At 63.7% G+C, this 21,153-nt stretch carries 14 protein-coding genes and 1 pseudogene; 7 read left to right on the top strand and 8 right to left on the bottom strand.

Annotated features, from left to right (window positions below; translation table 11 throughout):
- The 7 genes from HWY30_RS02575 to HWY30_RS02545 all read right to left on the bottom strand — a co-directional run bounded on the left by HWY30_RS02575 (position 1) and on the right by HWY30_RS02545 (position 13,492).
- The gene (locus HWY30_RS02575; RefSeq protein WP_244144750.1) at positions 1-7,410 is read right to left on the bottom strand and encodes a beta strand repeat-containing protein; all 7,410 of its coding nucleotides are present in this window, start codon (positions 7,408-7,410) and stop codon (positions 1-3) included.
- 421 nt (positions 7,411-7,831) lie between these two features.
- Complete coding sequence (locus tag HWY30_RS02570) at positions 7,832-8,266, bottom strand: rubredoxin (RefSeq protein WP_090807985.1); 435 nt, start codon at positions 8,264-8,266, stop codon at positions 7,832-7,834.
- A 70-nt stretch (positions 8,267-8,336) separates the two neighbouring features.
- Positions 8,337-8,462, bottom strand: coding sequence for a hypothetical protein (locus HWY30_RS42425; protein ID WP_260321012.1), 126 nt, complete (start codon positions 8,460-8,462; stop codon positions 8,337-8,339).
- A 225-nt stretch (positions 8,463-8,687) separates the two neighbouring features.
- Positions 8,688-9,878: an aromatic ring-hydroxylating oxygenase subunit alpha gene (locus HWY30_RS02560; protein ID WP_090807989.1), complete on the bottom strand. Its 1,191-nt coding sequence runs from the start codon at positions 9,876-9,878 to the stop codon at positions 8,688-8,690.
- 213 nt (positions 9,879-10,091) lie between these two features.
- Positions 10,092-11,543 (bottom strand): glycosyltransferase family 2 protein, encoded by a 1,452-nt coding sequence (locus HWY30_RS02555; RefSeq protein ID WP_090807992.1) that lies wholly within the window; start codon positions 11,541-11,543, stop codon positions 10,092-10,094.
- Positions 11,544-11,620: 77 nt separating this feature from the next.
- Positions 11,621-12,220, bottom strand: coding sequence for a cytochrome b (locus HWY30_RS02550; RefSeq protein ID WP_090807993.1), 600 nt, complete (start codon positions 12,218-12,220; stop codon positions 11,621-11,623).
- Between the two features lie 357 nt (positions 12,221-12,577).
- Positions 12,578-13,492: a LysR substrate-binding domain-containing protein gene (locus HWY30_RS02545; protein ID WP_090807995.1), complete on the bottom strand. Its 915-nt coding sequence runs from the start codon at positions 13,490-13,492 to the stop codon at positions 12,578-12,580.
- Between the two features lie 100 nt (positions 13,493-13,592).
- On the opposite strand from HWY30_RS02545, the gene metC reads away from it, so the two are divergent.
- Genes metC through HWY30_RS02525 form a run of 4 tightly spaced genes read left to right on the top strand, consistent with a single transcriptional unit; the run spans position 13,593 to position 17,054 of the window.
- Positions 13,593-14,756: a cystathionine beta-lyase gene (metC, locus tag HWY30_RS02540; protein ID WP_090807998.1), complete on the top strand. Its 1,164-nt coding sequence runs from the start codon at positions 13,593-13,595 to the stop codon at positions 14,754-14,756.
- Between the two features lie 38 nt (positions 14,757-14,794).
- Positions 14,795-15,634 (top strand): ABC transporter substrate-binding protein, encoded by an 840-nt coding sequence (locus HWY30_RS02535; protein ID WP_244144749.1) that lies wholly within the window; start codon positions 14,795-14,797, stop codon positions 15,632-15,634.
- 2 nt (positions 15,635-15,636) lie between these two features.
- Positions 15,637-16,287, top strand: a complete 651-nt coding sequence (locus HWY30_RS02530) for an amino acid ABC transporter permease (protein WP_090808002.1) — start codon at positions 15,637-15,639, stop codon at positions 16,285-16,287.
- A complete protein-coding gene (locus tag HWY30_RS02525; RefSeq protein WP_090808004.1) occupies positions 16,284-17,054 on the top strand; it encodes an amino acid ABC transporter ATP-binding protein in 771 nt (256 codons plus the stop codon). Before HWY30_RS02530 ends, HWY30_RS02525 begins: the two co-directional genes overlap by 4 nt.
- Before the next feature lie 129 nt (positions 17,055-17,183).
- On the opposite strand, the pseudogene HWY30_RS02520 reads toward HWY30_RS02525, so the two are convergent.
- Positions 17,184-17,972, bottom strand: a pseudogene (locus HWY30_RS02520) (LysR family transcriptional regulator substrate-binding protein); the annotation flags it as partial.
- A 93-nt stretch (positions 17,973-18,065) separates the two neighbouring features.
- Here HWY30_RS02520 and HWY30_RS02515 point away from each other — a divergent pair.
- From HWY30_RS02515 to HWY30_RS02505, 3 genes are all read left to right on the top strand, one after another.
- Positions 18,066-18,221 carry a hypothetical protein gene (locus tag HWY30_RS02515; RefSeq protein ID WP_244144748.1) on the top strand — a complete coding sequence of 52 codons (156 nt, stop codon included), beginning with the start codon at positions 18,066-18,068 and terminating at the stop codon, positions 18,219-18,221.
- 187 nt (positions 18,222-18,408) lie between these two features.
- A complete protein-coding gene (locus tag HWY30_RS02510) occupies positions 18,409-19,671 on the top strand; it encodes a multidrug effflux MFS transporter (RefSeq protein WP_090808007.1) in 1,263 nt (420 codons plus the stop codon).
- A gap of 55 nt (positions 19,672-19,726) precedes the next feature.
- Complete coding sequence (locus HWY30_RS02505; protein ID WP_090808009.1) at positions 19,727-21,136, top strand: DHA2 family efflux MFS transporter permease subunit; 1,410 nt, start codon at positions 19,727-19,729, stop codon at positions 21,134-21,136.
- Positions 21,137-21,153 lie beyond the last annotated feature (17 nt).

Below are 21,153 nucleotides of genomic sequence, written 5' to 3'. Positions count from 1 at the left end.
TCACTTTTTAGGAGGTCCTTGCGTGAAAATCGGAGGCTGAACCAAGGGCTCAACATTGTCCTTCAATTCCTCCTGCAACGCATCCGAAGGCAGTGTCTGCCCCCAACTAGGATCATCATTAATAGTAGGACCATCGGCAAAGGACGTGATAGCGCACAGCAAGCAAAGGATGTGCTTAGCTCCACCGGCGTTGTTCAGTGCCTCGCTCTGCGCCGCACTGATCGCGCCCTGCACGTTCGTACCCGTCAGGACCGCCGCACCGCCCCCCATCGCCGTTGCGAACGCCGCCAGCACCGCCTGCTGCCCCTGATTGAGATCTGCCCCACTCGGGTCCATCGCGCTCACGAAGCCCGGCGAGAGCGCCGCGCTCACGGCACCACCCACGGCACCGCCACCGCAGCCTTCACCCGAGGCCGCACCCGCTGCACAGCCGAGCACCGCATGGCTCGCGACACTGGCCAGCATGTCCGGATCGGTACTGTTCGGACCAAACAGGTCGCCAATCCCGTAGTTCGCCGACGCCGCCACGTTACTGACGGCATCGTCGCGCAGGTTGGTCAGGAAACTGCCGCCCTCGATCGCCGTCTGCGCCCCTGCCTGAATCCCTGTCACGGCCGCCAGCGCAAAACCCGCGACTAGCGGATCCTCTGCCGCCTGTGTCGCCGTCGGCACCACCACGCCACCGACGGCCTGCACCCCCGCCAGTGCCGCCAGACTGTTCGATGACGCCTGTGTCGTGAAGCCGAGCGCACCGTTCGCATACGTGATGCCGTTGGTCAGCCCCGCGGTGAGGAACGCCGTCGCCCCTGCCTCGAACAGTTGACCGACATTGAAGCTCCCGTTACCGAACGCCTCCTGCTCCAGCGAATCGCTGACCATGCCACCTATCGCAGCCGAGAGCGCCGTATTACCCACGCCAGCTGCGATACCGCCGCCGGCCGCTGCGAATGCCGATCCAGAGCCTGCCGTGGCGCCCGCAGCAACTCCGATGGCTGCGGAAGCGGCACCCGCTGACATGATCGCCATCCCGACGATAACTGTCATCATGAAGACGTTATCGAACGCGGACGGCTGGTACATCACCGTCGTCGTCAGGTTATCGCTGACCGTGCTTTGCGTGAAGTTGCCGCCCAGCTGGTTCTGCAGGCTGGCGAGCAGCGCCTGGGTGCCCGCCACATCGACGCTGCCGTCCGCATTGACCTGCTGCAGTGCGCCCCCAATCTGGTTGATCGCCTGCGCATTCAGGTCATAGTTCGCGGCCGACATGAAGCCGCCCTGCTGCACGACCGTACCGGTCGTCTGGGTGATGTTGCCGTCGAGCTCCGCCTGATACTGGTAGATCGTGCCGACGTTCACGGAACGTTCTTCGTTCGTCAGCGTGCCGGTGTTGACCGTCAGGTTCTGCGCGTTGACCGTCCCGGTATTGAGGATGCTGCTGGCGTAGTCCAGCGTGACGTTCGTCCCGCTGATCTCCCCATCCGCGTTCACGGCCGCATAGTTCTGCGGCAGCAGCACTTCCGGCATCAACGCCTGCACGGTCGGGCACGCGCCGCTACCGGTGGCCGTGCAGCCCGGCTCGGGCACGGTCTGCTCGACATACCAGAGCATCGGCGCATTCACGAGCGCGAGCTGTGCCGCGCTCAGCTGGGTGCCGAGCGCCACATTGTTCTGTTCGGCGTACTGCAGCGCGGCACCATAGAGCGCCTGCGTATCCTGGTTGCTGATCGACGCCTGGCTCGTGCTGTCGGTCGCGCTGGTGGTGCTATAGAAGCTCGCCTTGCCGGTCGCCTGCAGCGCCGCCTGCTCCACCTGCTGCGCCTGCGTGTACGGGTCGTAGTAGAACTGCGTCGTACCCGGCTGGAGGCTCGCCGGCAAGGCGGCCAGCAGGGCCGCGGGCGACAGGTCACCCGATACCAGCGAGGCTGGACTGTTGACGAGATACGAAGGCGTTGATGCTGCGCCCCCGGTCACCGTCTGTACTGGCGGGACAACCGGTTTGCCAACGGTCTGCACACCGACCGGCACACCTGCGGGAACCCCCGCCGAACCGGTCACCGATACCGGCTGGCCGTTCGCATTCGTCACCTGCCCTGCGGCATTGACAGTCGTCGTCGCGCTGCCTGGCACCGCCGGCGGCCCGAGCGTGATCACCTGCCCCGTCACGACGGGCGGCGGCGTATAGACGTTGGGATCCGTCAGCCCGTTCACGAGTTGCGAGCCGGACAGTGCAACAGTCTGGCCAATCACGTTACCGGTATTCGTCAGCGTCGGCGAATTCACCGACAGCGTATTGCCGGCCTGGATCGTCGCTGGCACGAAGTCGGGCAGGCCGACTGCTGACGGCAGCCCCGCCGGGTCCTGGATGTCGGCCGACGAATACGCGCTGCCATACAGCGTCGAACATAGCGACGCGTCCCCCGCACAGCCCCACGTGTTGCTGACCAGGTTGGCATGCCAGTAGGCATTCAGGTACTGGTTGTCACTTGACGCGCTGCTGGCCGCATTGATGGTCACGTTGTTCAGCGCGGTAACGAGACTGCCGGTGTTGCTGAACACCCCCGCCTGCAGGTTGACGTCGTGGCTGGCGGTGATCGTCGCGGGGTTGGCCGACTGCACATCGACGTACGCCTCGCAGTCCTGTCCGCAACCACCGAACGGAGTCGCGCTGCCGTAGTTCTGATGAACCTGTACGGGTGCGGCAATGGTGTTCGTAAGTGTCGCGGCATTGATATCGACGTCATTGCCCGCCGCAATCGCCCCAGACGTGTTGGTGACGCTCGCGGCCTGGGTCGGCGATGTCGACGTGGTGCCCGCGCCGCCGTTCACCACGTTGTTGGCCGCCACCAGATTGCCGTATGTGTTACTGACGGTATTCGCCGCGATCACGATGTCGTGGCCCGCCGTCACGTTGGCGTTGATCTGCTGGTACGCGTAGGTCTGCGAATTGGGATTCGTCGTGCTCGCCGGCGAGCACCCCGAGAAGCCGGCCGCACAGCCAGCCGTCGTCGTCATCGTGCCGGTGTTCGTCCCCTGGTTCGTGAAGCTGTTCGCGGTGATACTCACGTCATTGCCGGCAGCCAGGGTGCCGGCGTTCACCAGATCGCCACCCGACAGGTTCAGGTTGTGGCCCGCGACGATCTGCCCGGCAGCACCCTGAACGGTCATGGTGGACGACGTGGACAGGGGCGTGACCGTTCCCGGCGCGGCAAGCTTGATGCCCGACGGATCGATACAGTCACCCGCCGTGCCGAACGGACAGCCGTTCAGACCGTTCGGACCGTTGAACGTGTTCCACAGCGATATCGTTGATGGGGCCTGCGCCAGGAAACTGTTGATCGAAGCCACATCGATCGAGTCGGTGACCGTCGAGGTATAGACCGAACTGCCATTGTTCAGCGACTGGACGTTGACACTGGCATCGTTGCCCGCGCTGACCGTGCCGCCCTGATTGTTCAGGCTGCTGGCGTTGATATTGACATTGTGGCCCGCAGCGATCACCGAGGTGCCGCCTGCGGTGCCGCCGGTGGTCGTGGTCGTCTCGGTCGCGCTGGGCAATGCGACCGTGATTGTCGCGATGGCCTGGGCGGCATTGTCCGGCGTCTGGACGAACCAGAGGTTCTGGATGATGGAATTGCCGGTGTTCGAGGTCCCCGTGACCGTCGGAATCTCGACGAACGTGACCGTATTGCCGTTCGTGACGGGCGGGCTGACATTGCTCGACGGCCATCCCGATCTCGGTCCCAGAATCGCGTCAATCGACGTCGGATCGGCGACGCCGTCGACCGACAGCGCGTCGGCCAGCGTGACCTGATTGGTTCCAAGACTGGAGACATTGCAGCAGAAGCGGTTGCCATTGCTCCCCCAGGAGACAGCTTCGTCAATCGTGTCGGAGCCGACAATAAGCCCCATGGCAAGCCCGGGGTTGTCCACCGTCGTGGTGGTCGTGGTCGTCGCGCCGGTTCCAGCCGCCGAGTTGATGACGTTGGCCGCCGTAATCGCGAGGTCGTTGGTCGCCGTCAGCGTGCCGCCCGCATTGGTCAGATCCCCCGACAGGTTGACGTTGACATTGCCGCTGCCCGCCGGGCTGCTGCTGTTGCCCGCCTGCGTCGTGCCGTTCGAGTTGTCGTAGCTCGACCCGCTGACGTTCAGCGTGTTGACCGCCTCGATGGTGCCGGCGTTGGCGCCCGAACCGTTCAGTGTGAACGCGTCGTTTGCCTGCACGGTCGCGCCAGTCTGGTTCGCGAGCGAGCCGTTGATCGTCACATCATTCGCCGTGACAGTGCCGGAATTTGACACCGCACCGTTGAGCGCCAGCGTGCCTGCGCCCTGACTGATCGTCCCGCTGTTCGTGATTCCCTGAGCGGCCGTCACGGTCACGGCCGTGCCCGGCAGCGTCCATGCGCCGGTGTTACTGATCGCCTGCGCCGACAGGTTGAACGCGCTGCCGCCGTTCAGTGTACCCATCGAGGCGGCCGACGGATCGATCGCCTGGTTCGGCAGATTCACACTCAGGCTGTTCTGTCCGAGGATCTGGCCATTCGTGTTGCTGAACGTGCCGTTGCCGCCATTGACGTTGACCGTCACGTCGCCCACCGCCGACGTCGGATTGTTCACATCGCCAGCGAAGATCAGCCCGTTGCTGTTATCGAGTCCATTCGTGGTCAGCGTCAGCGCATTCGTTGCGAGCAGCGCGCCGGTATTGGTGGTGCTGTTCATCACGCCCAGATTCGTGGTCGGGCCGTAGATCGAGCCGCTGTTCGCGAGGTCCGTCGCGTTGACCGTCATCGTCTGCAGCGACGACAGCGAACCCTGATTGTTCACCGTTGAACCCGACACCGTGAGGTTGCCCGCCGCCATCTGCTGGCCGACGTTCGTCACCGTCCCACCGGCGAGCGTCGCATCGCCCTGATAGGCAGCGGTGCCGCCGGTCGTCAGGCTGGTCGAGCCGGCGACGCTGTAGGTGCCACCAATCGCCGCATTGGCAGTGGTGACATTCGCGCCGGAAAGCGTCGCGTTGCCGTTGATCGTGAGCGCGGGCGCGTTTGCGTCAAAGGCCGCACCCAGCTGACCCGCCGACGTATCCAGGCTGTTCTGCGCGGTCGCCGTCAGGTTGCCGCCGACCGCCAGCCCCTGGGTCGTGATGTCCGTGCCGGTGAGCGTCGTGTCGCCCGAAACGGTGGCCTGGCCGCCCAGTGCGAGGGTCTGCCCGGCGTTCAGCGTCGCATTGCCTGCGGCCGACACCGGTGCCGTTGCGGTGAGGTTGCCACCCTGCGCATTGACACTCAGGTTGCCCAGCGTCTGCACACTGCCCTGCGCCGTCACGTCCGTGCCGGCCGTCACGGTCATGTCGCCACCCGACAGCGCATTGCCGCCGAGCGTCGCGCTGCCACCGGCCGCCGTGAGCGTTTCGGTGCCGACCGCGGTGGTCGCACCGACCGAGAGGTTCTGCGCCGCTGTCGCGCCCAGGTTGTTGCCGGTCTGGATCGCGCCCGTCATCGACAGGTTGCGGCCTGCCGTGAGCGCCGTGTTGTTCGCCACGCTGATCGCGCCGCTGCCGGCCAGGTCGCGCCCGGCATTCACCGACGCGTTGCCCGTGCCGTCGACTTCCATCCCGCCGTCGAGCGTCACATCGCGCGCCGCCGTAATCGTGCTGCTCTGGCCACTGTGAACCTGGCCCGCCACCGACGCATCCTGTCCGGCTGCGATGGCAATCTGGCCTGGGGTCGACAGCGAGCCGCCGACGTCAACGTTACCGGCGCTGGACGTAATGGTCGCATTGCCCTGCGACGACACCGTGCCGCCGAGGCTCACACCCTGCTGACCGGCCACCGCCAGTTGCCCGTTGGTCGTGACTGCCCCGGTGGTAGTCGCCGTGCCCGTCTGCGCAGCCAGCGAAACGTCGCCCACGCCTGCGACGGAACCGTTGACGGTCGCGTTCTGGCCGCCAGTCAGGGCGACGGTGCTGCCACCCAGCACGGCACCGTTGACCGTCAGGTTCTGGCCCGCGACCGCCCTGATCGTGCCGGGCGCCGTAACGGCCGAGTTGAGTGTCAGGTTGCCGTTCGTTGCCTCGATATCGAGTGCATTTGCCGACACGGAGCCCAGCGACATCGACTGGCCCGCGATCAGGTTCGCACTTGCGCCAGCCGCGACCGATGCCGCGTTCAGGTCACCGCCCGCATTCAGGGTAACGTTCTGGCCGGCCGAGACGGCACCCGTCGCGTTGATGTCGCCGTTCGCCGCGACCATATAGTTCTGGTTCGCAAGGCCCGCGCCGGAAATCGTTGTATTGCCGACGCTTGCCAGGTTGACGTTCTGGTTCGCGAAGGTTGAACCCACCGTGATGTCACCGTTCGAGTTCACATTGACGTTACCGGCAGTGGCCGCGAGCGCGCCCTGCTGGTTCACGCCCATCCCCGCTGCGGTGGCGACGATAAAGATCTGCCCACTCGTGACGGAGCCATACTGGCTCGCGTCGATCGCGATGCCGTTTCCGCCGATGGCAGCCGAGGTGTTGGCGGTTCCGTTCGACGCCGTGCCGTAGGCCGTACCGCTTGCGTCCAACGCGCCCGGGCTGACGAGCTGGTTACCCGTAATCAGGTTGACACGCTGGTCGGCGCGCAAAGGCGCATTGAGGTTGATCGTTTGCGCGATCACGTCGATATTACCCACCGTGCCATCGATGCCGGCACCCGGCCCGTTCACCCCGGCCGGCCCGTTGATGGTCACGTTGCCCGAAGAAACGCTGTACGCCACCGCGCCCGCATTCGCGAAACCGGTGGCGCTGCCGCCCGGGCCGGTGATGAACTGCGGCACCCCCGTGGTCAGCACGAGGCCCGGGGCATTCGTCAGGGAAAGTCCGTTGACCGATATTCCATTTGGATTGCTTACGATAATTGAGGCAGGTGACCCGAACACCTCGAGCGGGCCCGCCAGCGTCGAGGGCGCGGTCGAGTTAACCTGGTTGAGAATCGTGGTGGCCGCGCGCCCGTTCAGGTTCGGATTTGCGCCGAGCGTGCCGCCGAGCAGCGGCGTGCCGGAGACCAGGCTGTTATTGAGCACCAGGCCTGAACTGTCAACGCTGAACGAACTGTACTGGTTCGAGCTGAGGCCATTTGCATTCGGCGCGGTAATATTAACCGCAGGGATCGCCGTGCTGGTCTGCGTAATCGTGGGCTGGAACTGGACGGGCGCACGCGGATCGACAATGGGCGCGGCGTGCGCGGTCTGGTCGGCCAGCAGCACGGCGGGCGCGAAGTACATCACCACCGTCATGACGGTGGCGGTGGTGCGCATCCACAGCGGACGGACAACGGCCTGCCGCTCCCCGGACAGGCGGATGAAGCGGCGGCATGCAAACGCCGCGTCATGTGCAGCGAGTTGTTGTGAGAAGCGCGAGATTCTTGCCATTGTTTTTATGTAGCTGCAACGGTTCATCCGGCGCGCAATCTATCACTACGGGCGATCCATTTCTTTAAAGAATTGTCAAATTTGGACTGCGATTTTTTGAGATGGACTGCGAAATGATGCGATTTGAACCAGCCCGCAACGATCAACGCATGCGCGAGTGGCGCAAAAGCGGCACGACCGGCTCGCGCGTAGGAAATGGCCAGTCCCGGCGATCCTGATAACGCGGTGCGCGGGAGCGCACGGCAACGGGGTGAGTGAAATGGGCGCCCCATTGATTGAAAGGCGCGTTCCTGCACCCTGTCAGCACAGCGCGTCGGGGCAGTTCGCGATGAATGCCCGGTCGTGCGCGACGAGCGAGGGGGCGGATTATCCGGAAGGGACGGCGTAGAGCGGGTTTATCAGGCGAGCCTCGGCCCGCCGTTTAAAACTCCACCAGCGCAAAATCTTCCTTGCCCACATCGCACAGCGGGCAGCGCCAATCGGCCGGCACATCGGCCCAGCGCGTGCCCGGCGCGATGCCCTCTTCCGGCACGCCTGCGGCTTCGTCGTAGACCCAGCCGCAGATCACGCAGACCCATTGCTTGAAGTCGTCGGCTGTGGCGACGTTCGCGGCCGACGGCGCATCGGGCGTACCGGTCGCAGCGGCATCCGCCGCGCACGTGCGCGCCGTCGCATCGAGGCTCACGACGAGCGGCGCGACCGTGCCGCTACCGGTTCCCGCGAGCCGCGCCTTCAGGCTGTCGAGCAGGCGCTGCGCTTCGTCGTGGGTCAGATCGATCCAGTACGGATCGCCGGCGCCGTCGTTGAGCCGCTCGGGGGAAAACTGGATTTCTACGGCTACGCCCTTCTTGTACATGGCAATCAAAAATCTCGAGAATGCCGGCGACGCGCCGGCATATGGCCGCCCGCGCGACGCGGGCGCTGCTTCAGTGCGCGTGGACCAGCAGATTCAGCGCGATCGAGGCGATCAGGCCAGCGGCGCCGATCAGGCCAAGCAACTGCAGCAAAGTGAGGGATTTACGCGAGTTGGTGGGGGTTTGTTGCGAGGTCACGAGCGAGTCTTGAAGTTCGGAAAAAGCGCAATGGTACACGGGTGCGGACGCGACGAATGTCGATTGGCGCAAACTCGCGCGCAATCAAAGTACCGGGCGATATTATCGCCGCTCGCGCGCCGCGCATTGTCTACCGTGGGGAGATGGATTAATTCCAGGCGAGGGGGAAAGCCGTGGCGGGACGGGGTGCGCGGCGCCGGTGAACACATCCGCGCCGCGCCGCGCTCAGGTCTTGGCGAGCGGATCGCCGTGACGCGAATCCCAGAAACGGATCACCGCCGTATCGCCAGTGCCCGCGCCGACCACCTGGTCCGGCGCGCCGCACTCGCGCAGCAGCGCGCGCAAGTCGTTGATGACCGGGAACACCTCGTGATTCCAGTCCGCTCCCTGCGAATCGTGGGCGCGCTGCTCCGCCTCGACGATCTCGCGATCCTCCTTGAAAATGCGTTCGGTGAACCACACCAGCAGCGGCCATGCGAGATTCATCACACCCGGAATGCCGGGCTTGCGGATCGACAGCAGCCCGAACGTTCGGTTGGTGCGCTGCTCGCGGTCGAGCGGCACATAGACGATCCACAGGTCCATCACCAGCGTCTGCTCGTCGTTGCGGATTTGCAGCGTCTGGAACGGGTATTCGGTGCGGATCGTCATGACGTCTTTGTCGCCGGAGCCACCGGTCTTGCGCCTCTCGCCGAACACCATCGCCTCGCCTAGCGGCTGCTGCCCCTCCATGCGCGCAAACGTGTAGTCGACCTCGACCCAGCCCTCACCGCGCCGCCGCCCGAGCGAACGCGCGCGCATGCGCCCCATCTGGCGGCGATGCAGGAACTGATGATTCATGTCCATCAGGTTCTCGTGCATGAACGAATAATGACACTTGACCGGACGGCCGAAGCGGCGCGTCTTGTACTTCGGGTCGGACACCGAGCGAAAGCCCGGCAACGGCCGCTCCTGCGCGAGCGCGGCGTCGCCGGGAAACACGAAGATCAGCCCCTCCACTTCCTGACACGGATACGAGCGCACACCGTTCGGTAGACGCTCGCGGCCTAGGTACGGCACGTCGATGCACTTGCCCGAGCAGTCGTAGGTCCAGCCGTGATAGCCGCAGCGAATCGATTCGCCGTCGACCACGCCCTGATGCAGCGGCACCTGCCGATGCGCGCAGCGATCTTCCAGCGCGAACACTTTGCCGCTCCCGGTGCGCGCGAGCACGATCGGATCGCCGGCGAAGGTCACGCCGAGCGTCTTGCCGCGCTTCACTTCATGCGACCACGCGAGTGGGTACCAGTAATCCGGATGAATGGCGACGCGGCGCAGATCGCGCACCGGCGCCTCGTGAGTGGCTTGAGCAGGCGCGGCAGCGAGCGTTGCGCCTGCGGATTCCTGTTCCTGTTCGAGCGGGGGAACTGCATGCATAGGTCAAGCCTCCGTGCACCAGCGGATGGAAGGTTGCCGCGCTGCAGGGCAGTGCGGCATCTTCATCAGTCTACTTGATGCAGCCGCCGCATGGCACTTTCGCCGGCATGCGCGATGCATCGCAGCACACATTGCGCGGCAGCGCGCATCAGGGTGACGAGCTTCCTTTACCACACCCGCCCTACGGAAACATTGACCTGCACTTCGAGCTGCTCAATCCTCGTCGACCGCGACGAGCCCGGAGCGCCGTTGCACGCCCCACGCGCGGCCGCCGCGCAGAAAATGCAGCCAGCCGAGCGCGGCGCCCAGGTGACGCGCGAGCTGGAACGAGAACGGCTCCGCAACGGCCGCGAGCATCGCCATGCCGAGACTGTTGCCACTGCGCTCGCCGGTCCAGCGCCGGTAGAGATGGATGCTCCACAGGTAAAACGCCAGATCGATCGCCGTTTTCAGGCCGATCACGCTGAAGATCGACACGACGATTGCCCCGTGTCCGCCGAACAGAAAACCGAGTAGCAATGCGAATGCCGTAAGGCCGTAGATCGGCTGCATCGTGTCGACCGCCTTGACCGGCAGCATCAGCATGCCGAGCGTACCGTAGCGCGGATTGCCGGTCATGTCGCGGTTCCAGTACTGCGTCTGCAGGAAGCCCGCGAACCAGCGGCGGCGCTGGCGCAGAAAGCTTGCGAGGGTGTCGGGCGCATCGGTGCGCGCATGCGCTTCGCCGACCACGCGCACGTCCCAGCCGAGCTCGTGATCCACCGAATAGCGGCGCAGCCGGTGAATCAGTTCGTAATCCTCGACCAGACACTGCGGATCGAAGCCGCCGACCGCGACGAGCGCATCGCGCCGGAACGACGCGAATGCGCCCGAGATCAGCAGCAGGCTGTCCGCGCGCATCCACGCGAAACGCGCGATGAAGTTGCGCATGTACTCGTAGGTCTGGAACCACTGGAACACGCGGCCCGACAGCGACTTGCCGCAGACCGGCACGAGAATGCCCGCTGCCGCGACGAGCGACGGCTCGCTCGCGAACGCGGCGCGCATCGCGTAGGTGGCGTCGTCGTCGAGCATCGTGTCGGCGTCGACGGTCATCACGGTGCCGGTCGTCATCACGGTGATCGCGGCGTTCAGCGCGCGGGCCTTGCCGCCGTGCGGCACGCGCAGCCAGAACAGGTTCGGATGCTGCGAGCTCGGCGCGCTCAGCACGCCGTCGGCGGCGGGCGTGAGGCCGAAGCGTTGCGTGAGCAGCTCGGCGGTGGCGTCGGTGGAGCCGTCGTCGGCGATCACGATCTGCGCGGGGCCGTGCGTTTGCCGCAGCAGCGCGGCGAGCGTGACCGGCAACACGGCCGCCTCGTTACGCGACGCGACGATGACACCCATGGCCGGCAACTCGCGCCGTTCGTGGTCGGCTTCGAGCGGCGCCGCGCGGCGCGTGAGCGGCAACGACTTCCACGTGACGAACGCGAGCAGCAACGTGTCGTATGCGACATACGCAATACCGGTCGACCACGCGAGCGCGCCACGCAGAAAGAATGCTCGCGCGAACAGCAGTGCCCACAGCACGACGACGCTGGAATGGATCAGCGTGCTCGATAGCGTCGCGCGACGCGGCAGAATGCGCGGCGACGCGACAGCGAGTGCCTGTTCTAGGGTCTTCTTCAAGGTGAGTGTTTCAGGTTCAACTGGGTTGCGGTTAGTTGGCGAAGCTGTGTTCGCGCCATCAAAAACACGCGGCGGCTTCACGGCGTCATGCGCTTCAACACCGATTTGCGATCGAGCCACTCATGCTTGAGCGCGCCGCCGATATGCATCGCCAGCAACGCATAGAGCGCATAACCGAGCCACGCATGCAGCGCGCCGAAGCGATCGTGCAACGTCTCTTTCAGCGTCGGGTCGAGATGCATCACATAGCCGAAGCGCGGCCATTGGAACAGGCCGAACCACTGCATCGGATGCGTGGCCGCGTCTTTCCAAGCGGAATCGTGCAGCCAGCCGGACAGCGGCAACGCAATCATCAGCAAATACAGCGCGAAGTGCGCGAGGTGCGCGGCAATCTTTTCCCACGACGGAAACTCGCGCGGCAACGGCGGCGGCTTGTGCGACACGCGCCACAGGATGCGCAGCAGCGCGAGCCCGAGCACCGTGATGCCGATCGATTTGTGTGTGTCGATCACCGGACGCACCCAGTCGTCGGGCAGCGAATCAGCGGACAGAGCGAGCACGACATTGACGCACATCAGCAACGCGATCAGCCAGTGCAGCGTCATCGCGGTGCGCGTATAGCGCGGCGGGCGAGAGGCATCGGTCGAATCGGTCAGGGAATTCGCTTGGGTGTTCATGGGGGTTCCGTTCGCGAGGGCGATGAATGCCGTGAAAGCTGTTTGAAAATCGACGCTACTGGTATCAGGCAAACGCCCAAGTGTGCCGTTTTATTCCGCAAAGCGCTTAACCTGCGTGTTTCAGTTTGTTTCGAGCTTTGGAGGCACGACACGCGCGCAAATCGCACTCGCGTGGCTGCTTTTTAGCTGGTGTTTTGGCCCATGTTCTGGCTGGCGTCCCGCAGATCAGCGCGGGACGCCCGGCAGCATCGAGTTCACCTCGCGCTTGCGCGCGTTCGAGCCGTCGCTCGAACGCGGTGTCGAACGTGACGAGGCCAGGCGCGATGTAGCGATCAAGCGTGTCCGATTTCTATCCGATCAATTCGCCAGCACCCTTTTGAGCGCCTTCTGGTCACGTTCGAGCTGCATTCTCATGTGCCGCATGAACTGCCTCGCGGTTTCCGTGAGTGGGGTACCAGGGCGAAACACCAGCACTCCTGTGAACATTACCTCGATGTCGATCGGCTTCACGACGAGTCCCCGCTCGGCGAAGTCCAACGTCACGAGCGGATGAGCGATTCCTATACCGACTCCCGCGAGCGCCAGTTCGCAGATCGTGTGCGAATACGGCGTCTCGACGACCGGTTTGAGACGGATTTCGCGTGCCGTGAGTTGCGTTTCCAGGCGTAGCCTGGTGCTGTCTTCGGGATTCAGCGCGATGAAAGGAAATTCAGGCAGGTCCGCAACAGCGATGACAGGACGCGTGGCCAAAGGATGATGCGAGTTCATCACTGCGACAGCCCGCATACGCGCGAACACCGAGTGTTCGAGGCCGGCCATCGACATCTCGTCGGACATCAGGCCGAAATCCACCTGTCCAGCCGAGACCTTCTCATGCACTTCGCGCGAACTCATCACCTGTAGCGAAATTTGCACGTTTCTGGACGGGGCATCGAACGCCGCAATGACACGTGGCAGAAAGCCTGTGCCCAGTGCCGGCAGAGAGGCGATCGCCATCCGGCCCAATCCGTAGGAGCGCAAACTACGGATTCGATGCTCGATGACCTCAAATCCGCGAAAGTACAGGTCAACCTCACGCATCAGGGCGACGGCTTCCTGGGTGGGAACGAGCCGGCTGCGTATCCGCTCGAACAGGCCGAAGTCCGCCATGGTTTCCAGACGCCTGATGGCCTGACTGACAGCCGGTTGCGAAATGCCGAGCAGGGCCGCCGCCTTGCTCGTGCTTCCTGCGTTCATGACCGCCCTGAACACTTCGATATCCCTGATCCGCATAACCTATACTTATTGAGCTAATTATTTCCGATGTTGATGCAATCCCGGGTAAAAGTAAACTTCGATCATCAATCCACCACGAGGCATCGCCGGGAGCAACATGACAAGCAATCCCCAGAAAGCGCCGCAGCCGTTCCGCAGCCTGTCCCCATCCGTCATGCGGGCATCGACAGTTGTATTCGATTCTCTGGCCGAGTTTTCGCGCCGCAAGGAGCGGCAACCGGACGGTTACAGCTATGGCATCACCGGAACGCCAACGGCTCGTGAACTGGAGCACCGCATCGCCGAACTCGAAGGTGGCGCGCATTGCGTGGTGACGCCTTCCGGTCAATCCGCGCTGATGACGACCGTGATGGGCTTCGTGCGCGGCGGCGATCACCTGCTGGTGTCCGCTGCCTGCTACGGCGCGCTCAAGACATTCGCGCATAAGTGGCTGGCGCACTTCAACGTCGAGGTCGAACTGTATCCGCCGGCAATCGGGGCTGCGATTCAAAAGTACATCAAGCCCAACACCCGCATGATCTGCATGGAGTCGCCGGGGACGGTGACGATGGAGATGCCCGACATTCCGGCGATCGTCGAAGTCGCGAAACGTCACGGCGTATTGACGATGATGGACAACACCTGGGCAAGCCCGCTCGCTTTCAAACCGCTCGAACATGGTGTGGATTTCAGCGTCGAAGCCGCGACGAAATTTTTTGGTGGTCATTCGGATCTACTGGCGGGCTGCATCAGCATGAACGACGCGGATTACTACGCGACCTTGCGCGAGACGCAGAGCGTTCTCGGCCAGCAGACCAGCCCTGATGACTGCTTCCTCGTCATGCGCGGCCTGCAAACCCTGAAGGTCCGCTTCGCTGCCCAGAGCGCCTCAACGCTGCAGATTGCGAGGGAACTAGAACGTCACCCGGAAGTGAGCAAGGTGCTGTTCCCGGCACTGCCGTCCGATGCCGGTCATGCCATCTGGAAGCGGGATTTTGCGAGCAGCGGGTGTCTCTTCTCCCTGATCCTCCAGCCCGCGGCGGAGGACGCGTTCAACGCATTCTTCGATACGCTCCAGTATTTCCCCATCGGGGCGAGCTGGGGAGGCGTGCATAGCCTCGCTGCCTACTACCCGGCCCCGTTGCAGGCCGAGCGTGCGTTCCCGCTTACCGACCAGCCTATCGTGCGCCTTTCGATCGGGTTGGAGGACCCGGCGATGCTGCTTGCGGATCTGAATGCCGGTCTTGACGCATTCGGACGCGCCCGGGCAACCGCTGCGTAGATTTTTTAATTCAATTTACCTGGATGAGTGAGTACGAGATGAAATCAATCAATGGATGGAGACGCTTTGCCACTGTAGCGAGTTTCGTGACGCTTTCCGCGGCATTCAGTTCACCCGCTACTGTGCAGGCAGCGGATCTTCTCGCGCAGGTGAAGGCGAATGGCACATTGCGCGTGGCCAACACCCAGAGTAGTCCCCCATGGAGCATGCTTGACGAAAACAATCAACCTGTCGGCTATGACGTTGCAATTGCAAAGGAAGTCGGCAAGCGCATTGGCGTGCCGAACGTAGTATTCGTCGCCGATTCGTTCAAGAACTTCGTGGAAGGGTTGAAGACGGGCAAGTACGACCTTGTGATGAACGATCTCACGCCTACACCTGAACGGCAACAACAGGTTGATTTCGGCGAACCATACGGCGTGGAGGATTTCCGCATTTTCGTACCCGCCGGCAACACAGACATTAAGGGCAAGGAAACCCTTAAAGGCAAGCGAGTGGGAGTGGTCACTGGCTCGAGCAATGAAACTTGGGCACGAGCACACCTGCATGACTCCGACATTCGTTCGTACGATAACGGGGGACTCGTCTTCAGCGATCTGGGCAATGGACGTATCGACGCAGTCATCATCTCGCACTTCGGCGGCATGAAGTACGCCAACGTCAACCATTTACCGGTCAAGGAAGTGGGCGAACCCTTGATCTACCAGCTATCAGCGCCGGCTTTGCAGAAAGGCCAACCGGCCCTGCTCGCAGCGGTCGATAAGGCGATTGCAGACATGATGGCTGACGGGACGATCGAGGCCCTTGCCAGGAAGTGGGTCGGGCAAGATTACGATATGGCCGGCACGATCACCAAAGCGAAGGCACACAAGGAGTAGTCATGATCGAGCTTTTCATGCGCTCGCTTCCGCTGTTAAAGAGTGCGGTGCTGATGACACTCTTTCTCGGTTTGTTGTCGTTTGTGCTCGGTTCGACGCTAGGGTTGCTTGTCGCCTTGGCTCGTATCTCCAGCATAGGCGCACTACGCGCCTTCGCATTCGCATATGTATCCATCTTCCGTGGCACGCCGCTGCTCGTGCAGATACTGCTGATCTATTTCGGTTTGCCCCGGTACGGTCTGACACTTGACCCGGTTCCCGCCGCGCTCCTCGCGCTCACGCTGTTTTCGGCCGCGTATCTGAGCGAGAACTTCCGTTCCGGCATCAACGCGGTGGACAAGGGCCAGTGGGAAGCTGCGATGTCGCTGGGCATGGGTTACTGGAAAGCCATGTCGCGGGTTATTCTTCCCCAAGGACTACGCATCGCCATTCCGCCTGTCGGCAGCCGCATGATTGCACTCATCAAAGATACATCCCTCGCTTCGACAATTACGGTGGTAGAACTGACCCGCGTCGCCGACCAGGTCGGCGCCTCCACCTTCCGCTACATGGAAATGTTCCTGATGGTCGGCCTGATCTACTGGGGCATCAACCAGATTCTCACGATCGTCCAGACCGTCCTCGAGAATCGCATTTCGAGGCGTTTTGTATGAATACTGATATCAGGACGATTGAAGTCCGTGGACTTTCGAAGGCATTTGGCGACAACCATGTCTTGCGCGGCGTCGATTTCAGCGTATCGAAAGGCGAGGTTGTCGTTGTAATGGGTCCCTCCGGGTCGGGCAAGACCACGCTGCTGCGCTCGCTGAACTTCCTCGAGGTACCGGATGCCGGCAGCGTGACAGTATGCGGCATTGATGTCGAATGCAACGGTTTGTCAAAACCGTCACGCCAGAATCAGAAGAAGATCCGCGCGATCCGCCAGCGCACCGCGATGGTGTTCCAGTCGTTTAACCTCTTTCCGCACAGGACAGCACTGGAAAACGTGATGGAAGGTCCGGTCAGCGTCAAGGGTGTCCCTCGTGCGCAAGCGTCGGAGCGCGCAATTCACCTGCTGACACAGGTTGGGCTGGCCGCAAAAGCCAACGAATATCCGGCACGGCTGTCCGGCGGTCAGAAGCAGCGCGTAGCGATCGCGCGGGCGCTCGCGATGGATCCAGAGGTCATCTTCTTCGACGAGCCCACGTCTGCTCTCGATCCAGCGCTGCGGGAGGATGTCCTGACCGTCATGCGCGACGTTGCCAAAGCGGGCATGACGATGCTGATCGTCACGCACGAAGTGCGGTTTGCGCGAGATGTAGCGGATCGGGTTGTTTTTATGGACGGCGGCGTAGTTGCCGAAGACACGACACCGCAAGCCTTCTTTGGTGAAGGCAGCAGTCCACGGGTAAGGCAGTTTCTGCACCTGATCGAGACCTGAGTATTGAGTACGCCGCGACACCGCCTTGAATCACGCGTAGGGCTTCCGTTGCAAAAGCGTTGGCGGAAGAGTTCGTGCTTTATCGCGAGGAGGAGAGGCGGAAAGCGTCGGCGACGTAACACAGCCCCGCTAGCTCAACCGCAAACTCCGCAATACGTCGAGCACATGCTGAGTCGGACGCTCCACGGGACCCGCGCGAAAGGCCAGGCCCAGCTGTCGCCATAACGCAGGGCGCAGCGCCCGTGTGACGATGCGCGCGTCGGCCGACGAGCGGCTCGGTTCCTGCGGCAGCAGCGCGGCGCCGTATCCCGCTGCGACGAGACTCTTGATCGCATCCGAGTAGTTGAGCTGGATGCGCGGCGTGGGGTGCTGCCCCGCCGCGCTGAACCATTCCGTCGTCAAACGCGAAAGCCGTGTGGTCGCGTCGTTCAGAATCAGCGGCTTCGCGGCGATCCATTGCGGCGTGATGCGAGCTGGACACGTCCACCCGGCCGGCATGAACGCGACCACCGGATCGCGGCGCCATGTTTCGATCGATAGCCCTCGTAGCGGCGCTTGCGGCAGCGCCACGATGCCCACGTCGAGCGACTCCTGGGCGAGTCGCGTCAGCGTTTCCTGCGAAGTCAGCACGGCGATTTGCACATCGATGCCGGGATGCCCGGCGGCCAGTCGTTCCAACGCCTGCGGCAGCAGATTCGCGATGGCCGCGGTGGAAGCGCCGAGCCGAACCCGTCCGCCGAGCCCTTCCACCTGTCGCCGCACGTCCTCCAGTGCCTGCTCGGCATTGGCCAGCATCTGACGCGCATAGGCCACCAGCGTCTCGCCGATCGCCGAGGCCCGCACCTGACCGCGTTTGCGCGACAACAGCGGCGCGCCGACGCGGCTCTCGAGATCCGCGATATGCATTGCGGGCCGCGGGAGGCTTCGCATCGGCTAGACGCAATATCGGACGACGCCAGGTCCTTACTGCTCGGGCTCGTCTTTACAGGCGTCGTGCTGGCTTTCGCCGTGATGGCGATGATCTGGACGGCGTCTCGCCCCCCGCTCAAAGGCAAGGACTGCTCCGGCCGCATCGCAAACGACGAGCATGCGAGCTTCGTCGCGTTCTTCCAGGACCCGGCAGACCAGGGCGCGTTGCTGCGGTCGATCGAGGACTGCGCGAAATGAGCCTCGTTGCGGCGGGATAGCGCGCTCGTCGGCCGCGCCATTCCACACCCCCGCCAGGGACTATCCCACTTCCTGCCATACGACGGGCACAATACCCGGCGATAATGCCGGGGGCATTCGCGCCTTTTCCGTTCGATATCCGAACGCATCGATGCCCGCGCCGCCAGTGTTCCCTTTCGATGCACCCATGAGCCACGCCACCGCCGACCACCCCGCTTCCGCCGACTCCGCCCCGAACTCGCCGCGCTTCCTGCTATTCCTGATCTGCCTGTTCGCGTCCGCCGGACAGCTCGCCATCGACATCTACGTGCCCGCGCTGCCCGCGATGGCGCGCTACTTCGGCACCTCGCCGCAAGCGATCCAGATCAGCGTCACCGGCTACATGGCCGCCTACGCGTTCGGTCAGCTGATCTTCGGTCCGATCGCCGACGCGTATGGCCGCAAGCGCGTGCTCGCGTTCGGTCTGACGGTCTACACGGTCGGCTGCCTGCTGTCGCTCGCGGCGCCCAATCTCGAGACGTTCATCCTCGCCCGCGCACTGCAGGGCTTCGGCATCGCGAGCACGAACCTGCTGGCGAAAGCGATCATCACCGATTCGTTCGCGGGTCAGGCCTTGCTGCATGCGTTCACGTACATGTCGATCGCGTGGGGGCTCGCGCCGATCGTCGCGCCGGTGATCGGCGCGCATCTGCAGACCGCGTTCGGCTGGCGCGCGTGCCTCGTGTTTCTGCTGATCTATTCGCTGGTGATGTGGGCGCTGCTCTGGCGTTATCGCGAGACCTTGCCGAAGCCCGTCCATCTCGAACCGCGCACGCTGACCGCGAACGCGCGCAAAGTGCTCGCGAGCCCCGTGTTCCAGAGCTGCTTCCTCGCGCAGGGCCTGTGCTACAGCATCCTGCTGGTGTTCAACATCGTCGGGCCGTTCATGGTGCAGACCACGCTGCACAAGCCGCCGACCTTCTTCGGCTACCTCGCGCTCGGCATCGGCATGATGTACTTTCTTGGCGGTCTGTCGAATCGCCTGCACGGTCCGGGTCTGCCGAGCGCCGAGCAGCGGCTGCGCATCGGCGCACGGCTGATGGCGGCCGCGTCGCTTGCGATGCTGCTGCTCGCGCTGACGGTCGGTCTACGCGTGTGGACGCTCGCGACGCCTGTGCTCGTGATGGGCTTCTGCGCCGGCGCAATGTATCCGACGCTGATGGCGAAGGGCAACTCGCTGTTCCCGCACATCGCGGGTCTGACGAGCGCGATTCTCGGCTGCGCGCTGCTGCTGGTTTCATCGGCGATGATGGGGTTGGCCGGCTTCGTGTCGGTGCAGGTGCTCACACCGCTCGCGCTGTTCTTCGTGGTCCTCGCGTTCGTCGTCGTCGTGATGGTAACGAAGCTGCTGCGCCATCTCGAGCAGGTACAGCCTGCGGCCGCGGCGAGCGCGAGCGGCAAGGCAGCGTGAGCCGGCACATGAGCTCGACCGAACGCCAGACCTTCATCTGTAGACGCGCGGACCGATGAGCGGCATGCGCGAGCGCGCCTGCGCATCCGCTTCCACGCGGATCGATCCGACCGTGTGGAAAGTCGCGGCGGTCGTGTCGATCGGCTCGTTCATGTCGCAGATGGACTCGACGCTGGTCAACGTGTCGCTGTCGGCGATCGGCCATACGCTCGATGCGTCGATCGCTACCGCGCAGTGGATCATCAGCGGCTACCTGCTCGCGATGGCGTTGATGTTGCCGCTCAACGGCTGGCTGGTCGACCGCATCGGCGCGAAGCGGCTGTACCTGTTCTGCTTTTCGACGTTCACGATAGCGTCGATGCTGTGCGGCGCGGCGCAGACGATCGGCGAGCTGATCGGCGCGCGCATCTTCCAGGGCCTCGTTGCCGGTGTGCTCGGGCCGATGGCACAAATGATGATCGGACGCGTGGCCGGCAAGAACCTCGAGCGGGTGATGGGCTACACCGCGCTACCCATTCTGCTCGGTCCGATTCTCGGCCCGGTGCTGGCCGGCCTCGTGCTCGCGCACGCGAGCTGGCCCTGGCTGTTCTTCGTCAATGTTCCGGTGGGCGCTTTCGGCGTCGCGATGGCGGTGTTGCTGCTGCCGCGCGATGCCGCCGGGTCGCAGAAGCGACCGTTCGATTTCACCGGCTTTGCGTTGATCTCCCCTGGGCTCGTCGCGCTTGTCTATGGACTTCAGGACGCGTCGCGAGCGGTGGGCTTGGCGTGTCTGCTCGCGGGCGTCGCGTTTCTCGCCGGCTTCGCGCTGTACGCGGCGCGCAAAGGCCACACCGCGCTGATCGACGTGCGCATGTTTGCGACACGTACGTTCTCGGTCGCCGCACTCGCCCAGTTCTTCGCGAACGCGATCATGTATGGACGGCAGCTCGCCGTGCCGCTTTTTCTGATCGCGGGCTGCGGTTTGTCGGCCACGCACGCGGGCGGCCTGCTCACGGCAACCGGCGTCGGCATGATGTGCTCGTTTCCGCTGCTCGGATGGTTGACCGAGCGGCTCGGCTGCCGCGCGCTCGCGGCGGGCGGCGCATTGCTGGCGTTTCTGAGCACGCTCGTGTTTCTGTGGCTGAGCGTTGATTCGTTCTCCGCCGGATGGGCCGCGGTCGGTCTGTTCTTTGCGGGCGTCGGTCAGGGGACGATCAGCGTGCCGTCGATCTCGGCCGCGTACTCGTCGATCGGGAGAGAAAGGCTCGCGGTTGCGAATACTGCGTTGAACATCGCGCAGAGAGTGGGCGGTCCGTTCGCGACGACGCTGCTTTCGATGGTGATAGCGTCGACGTTGCACGGTGTTTCGGGTGCACAGCCCGGCCGATTTCTGCCGACGTTCGTGCTGCTGGCCGGGCTGCATTTGTTGTGCTTCGCGGCGGCGATGTTTCTGCCGGTTCGCGTTCAGCGGGCGAAGAACGCCTGACCACGGATTCCCGCGCC

This window comes from Paraburkholderia tuberum STM678, from assembly GCF_902833905.1.
GTDB classification, from domain to species: Bacteria; Pseudomonadota; Gammaproteobacteria; order Burkholderiales; family Burkholderiaceae; genus Paraburkholderia; species Paraburkholderia tuberum.
Note: the sequence above shows the minus strand (reverse complement) of the source record. Positions and strands in the feature narration are given on the sequence as shown.

Excerpts from the sequence above, each read along its gene's own strand:
- HWY30_RS02515 (WP_244144748.1), top strand. The coding sequence starts at position 18,066 with ATGGCGATGATCTGGACGGCGTCTCGCCCCCCGCTCAAAGGCAAGGAC.
- HWY30_RS02570 (WP_090807985.1), bottom strand. The coding sequence starts at position 8,266 with ATGTACAAGAAGGGCGTAGCCGTAGAAATCCAGTTTTCCCCCGAGCGG.
- HWY30_RS02505 (WP_090808009.1), top strand. The coding sequence starts at position 19,727 with ATGAGCGGCATGCGCGAGCGCGCCTGCGCATCCGCTTCCACGCGGATC.
- HWY30_RS02560 (WP_090807989.1), bottom strand. The coding sequence starts at position 9,878 with ATGCATGCAGTTCCCCCGCTCGAACAGGAACAGGAATCCGCAGGCGCA.
- HWY30_RS02575 (WP_244144750.1), bottom strand. The coding sequence starts at position 7,410 with ATGGCAAGAATCTCGCGCTTCTCACAACAACTCGCTGCACATGACGCG.
- HWY30_RS02545 (WP_090807995.1), bottom strand. The coding sequence starts at position 13,492 with ATGCGGATCAGGGATATCGAAGTGTTCAGGGCGGTCATGAACGCAGGA.
- HWY30_RS02530 (WP_090808002.1), top strand. The coding sequence starts at position 15,637 with ATGATCGAGCTTTTCATGCGCTCGCTTCCGCTGTTAAAGAGTGCGGTG.
- HWY30_RS02550 (WP_090807993.1), bottom strand. The coding sequence starts at position 12,220 with ATGAACACCCAAGCGAATTCCCTGACCGATTCGACCGATGCCTCTCGC.
- HWY30_RS02525 (WP_090808004.1), top strand. The coding sequence starts at position 16,284 with ATGAATACTGATATCAGGACGATTGAAGTCCGTGGACTTTCGAAGGCA.
- HWY30_RS02510 (WP_090808007.1), top strand. The coding sequence starts at position 18,409 with ATGAGCCACGCCACCGCCGACCACCCCGCTTCCGCCGACTCCGCCCCG.
- metC (WP_090807998.1), top strand. The coding sequence starts at position 13,593 with ATGACAAGCAATCCCCAGAAAGCGCCGCAGCCGTTCCGCAGCCTGTCC.
- HWY30_RS02535 (WP_244144749.1), top strand. The coding sequence starts at position 14,795 with ATGAAATCAATCAATGGATGGAGACGCTTTGCCACTGTAGCGAGTTTC.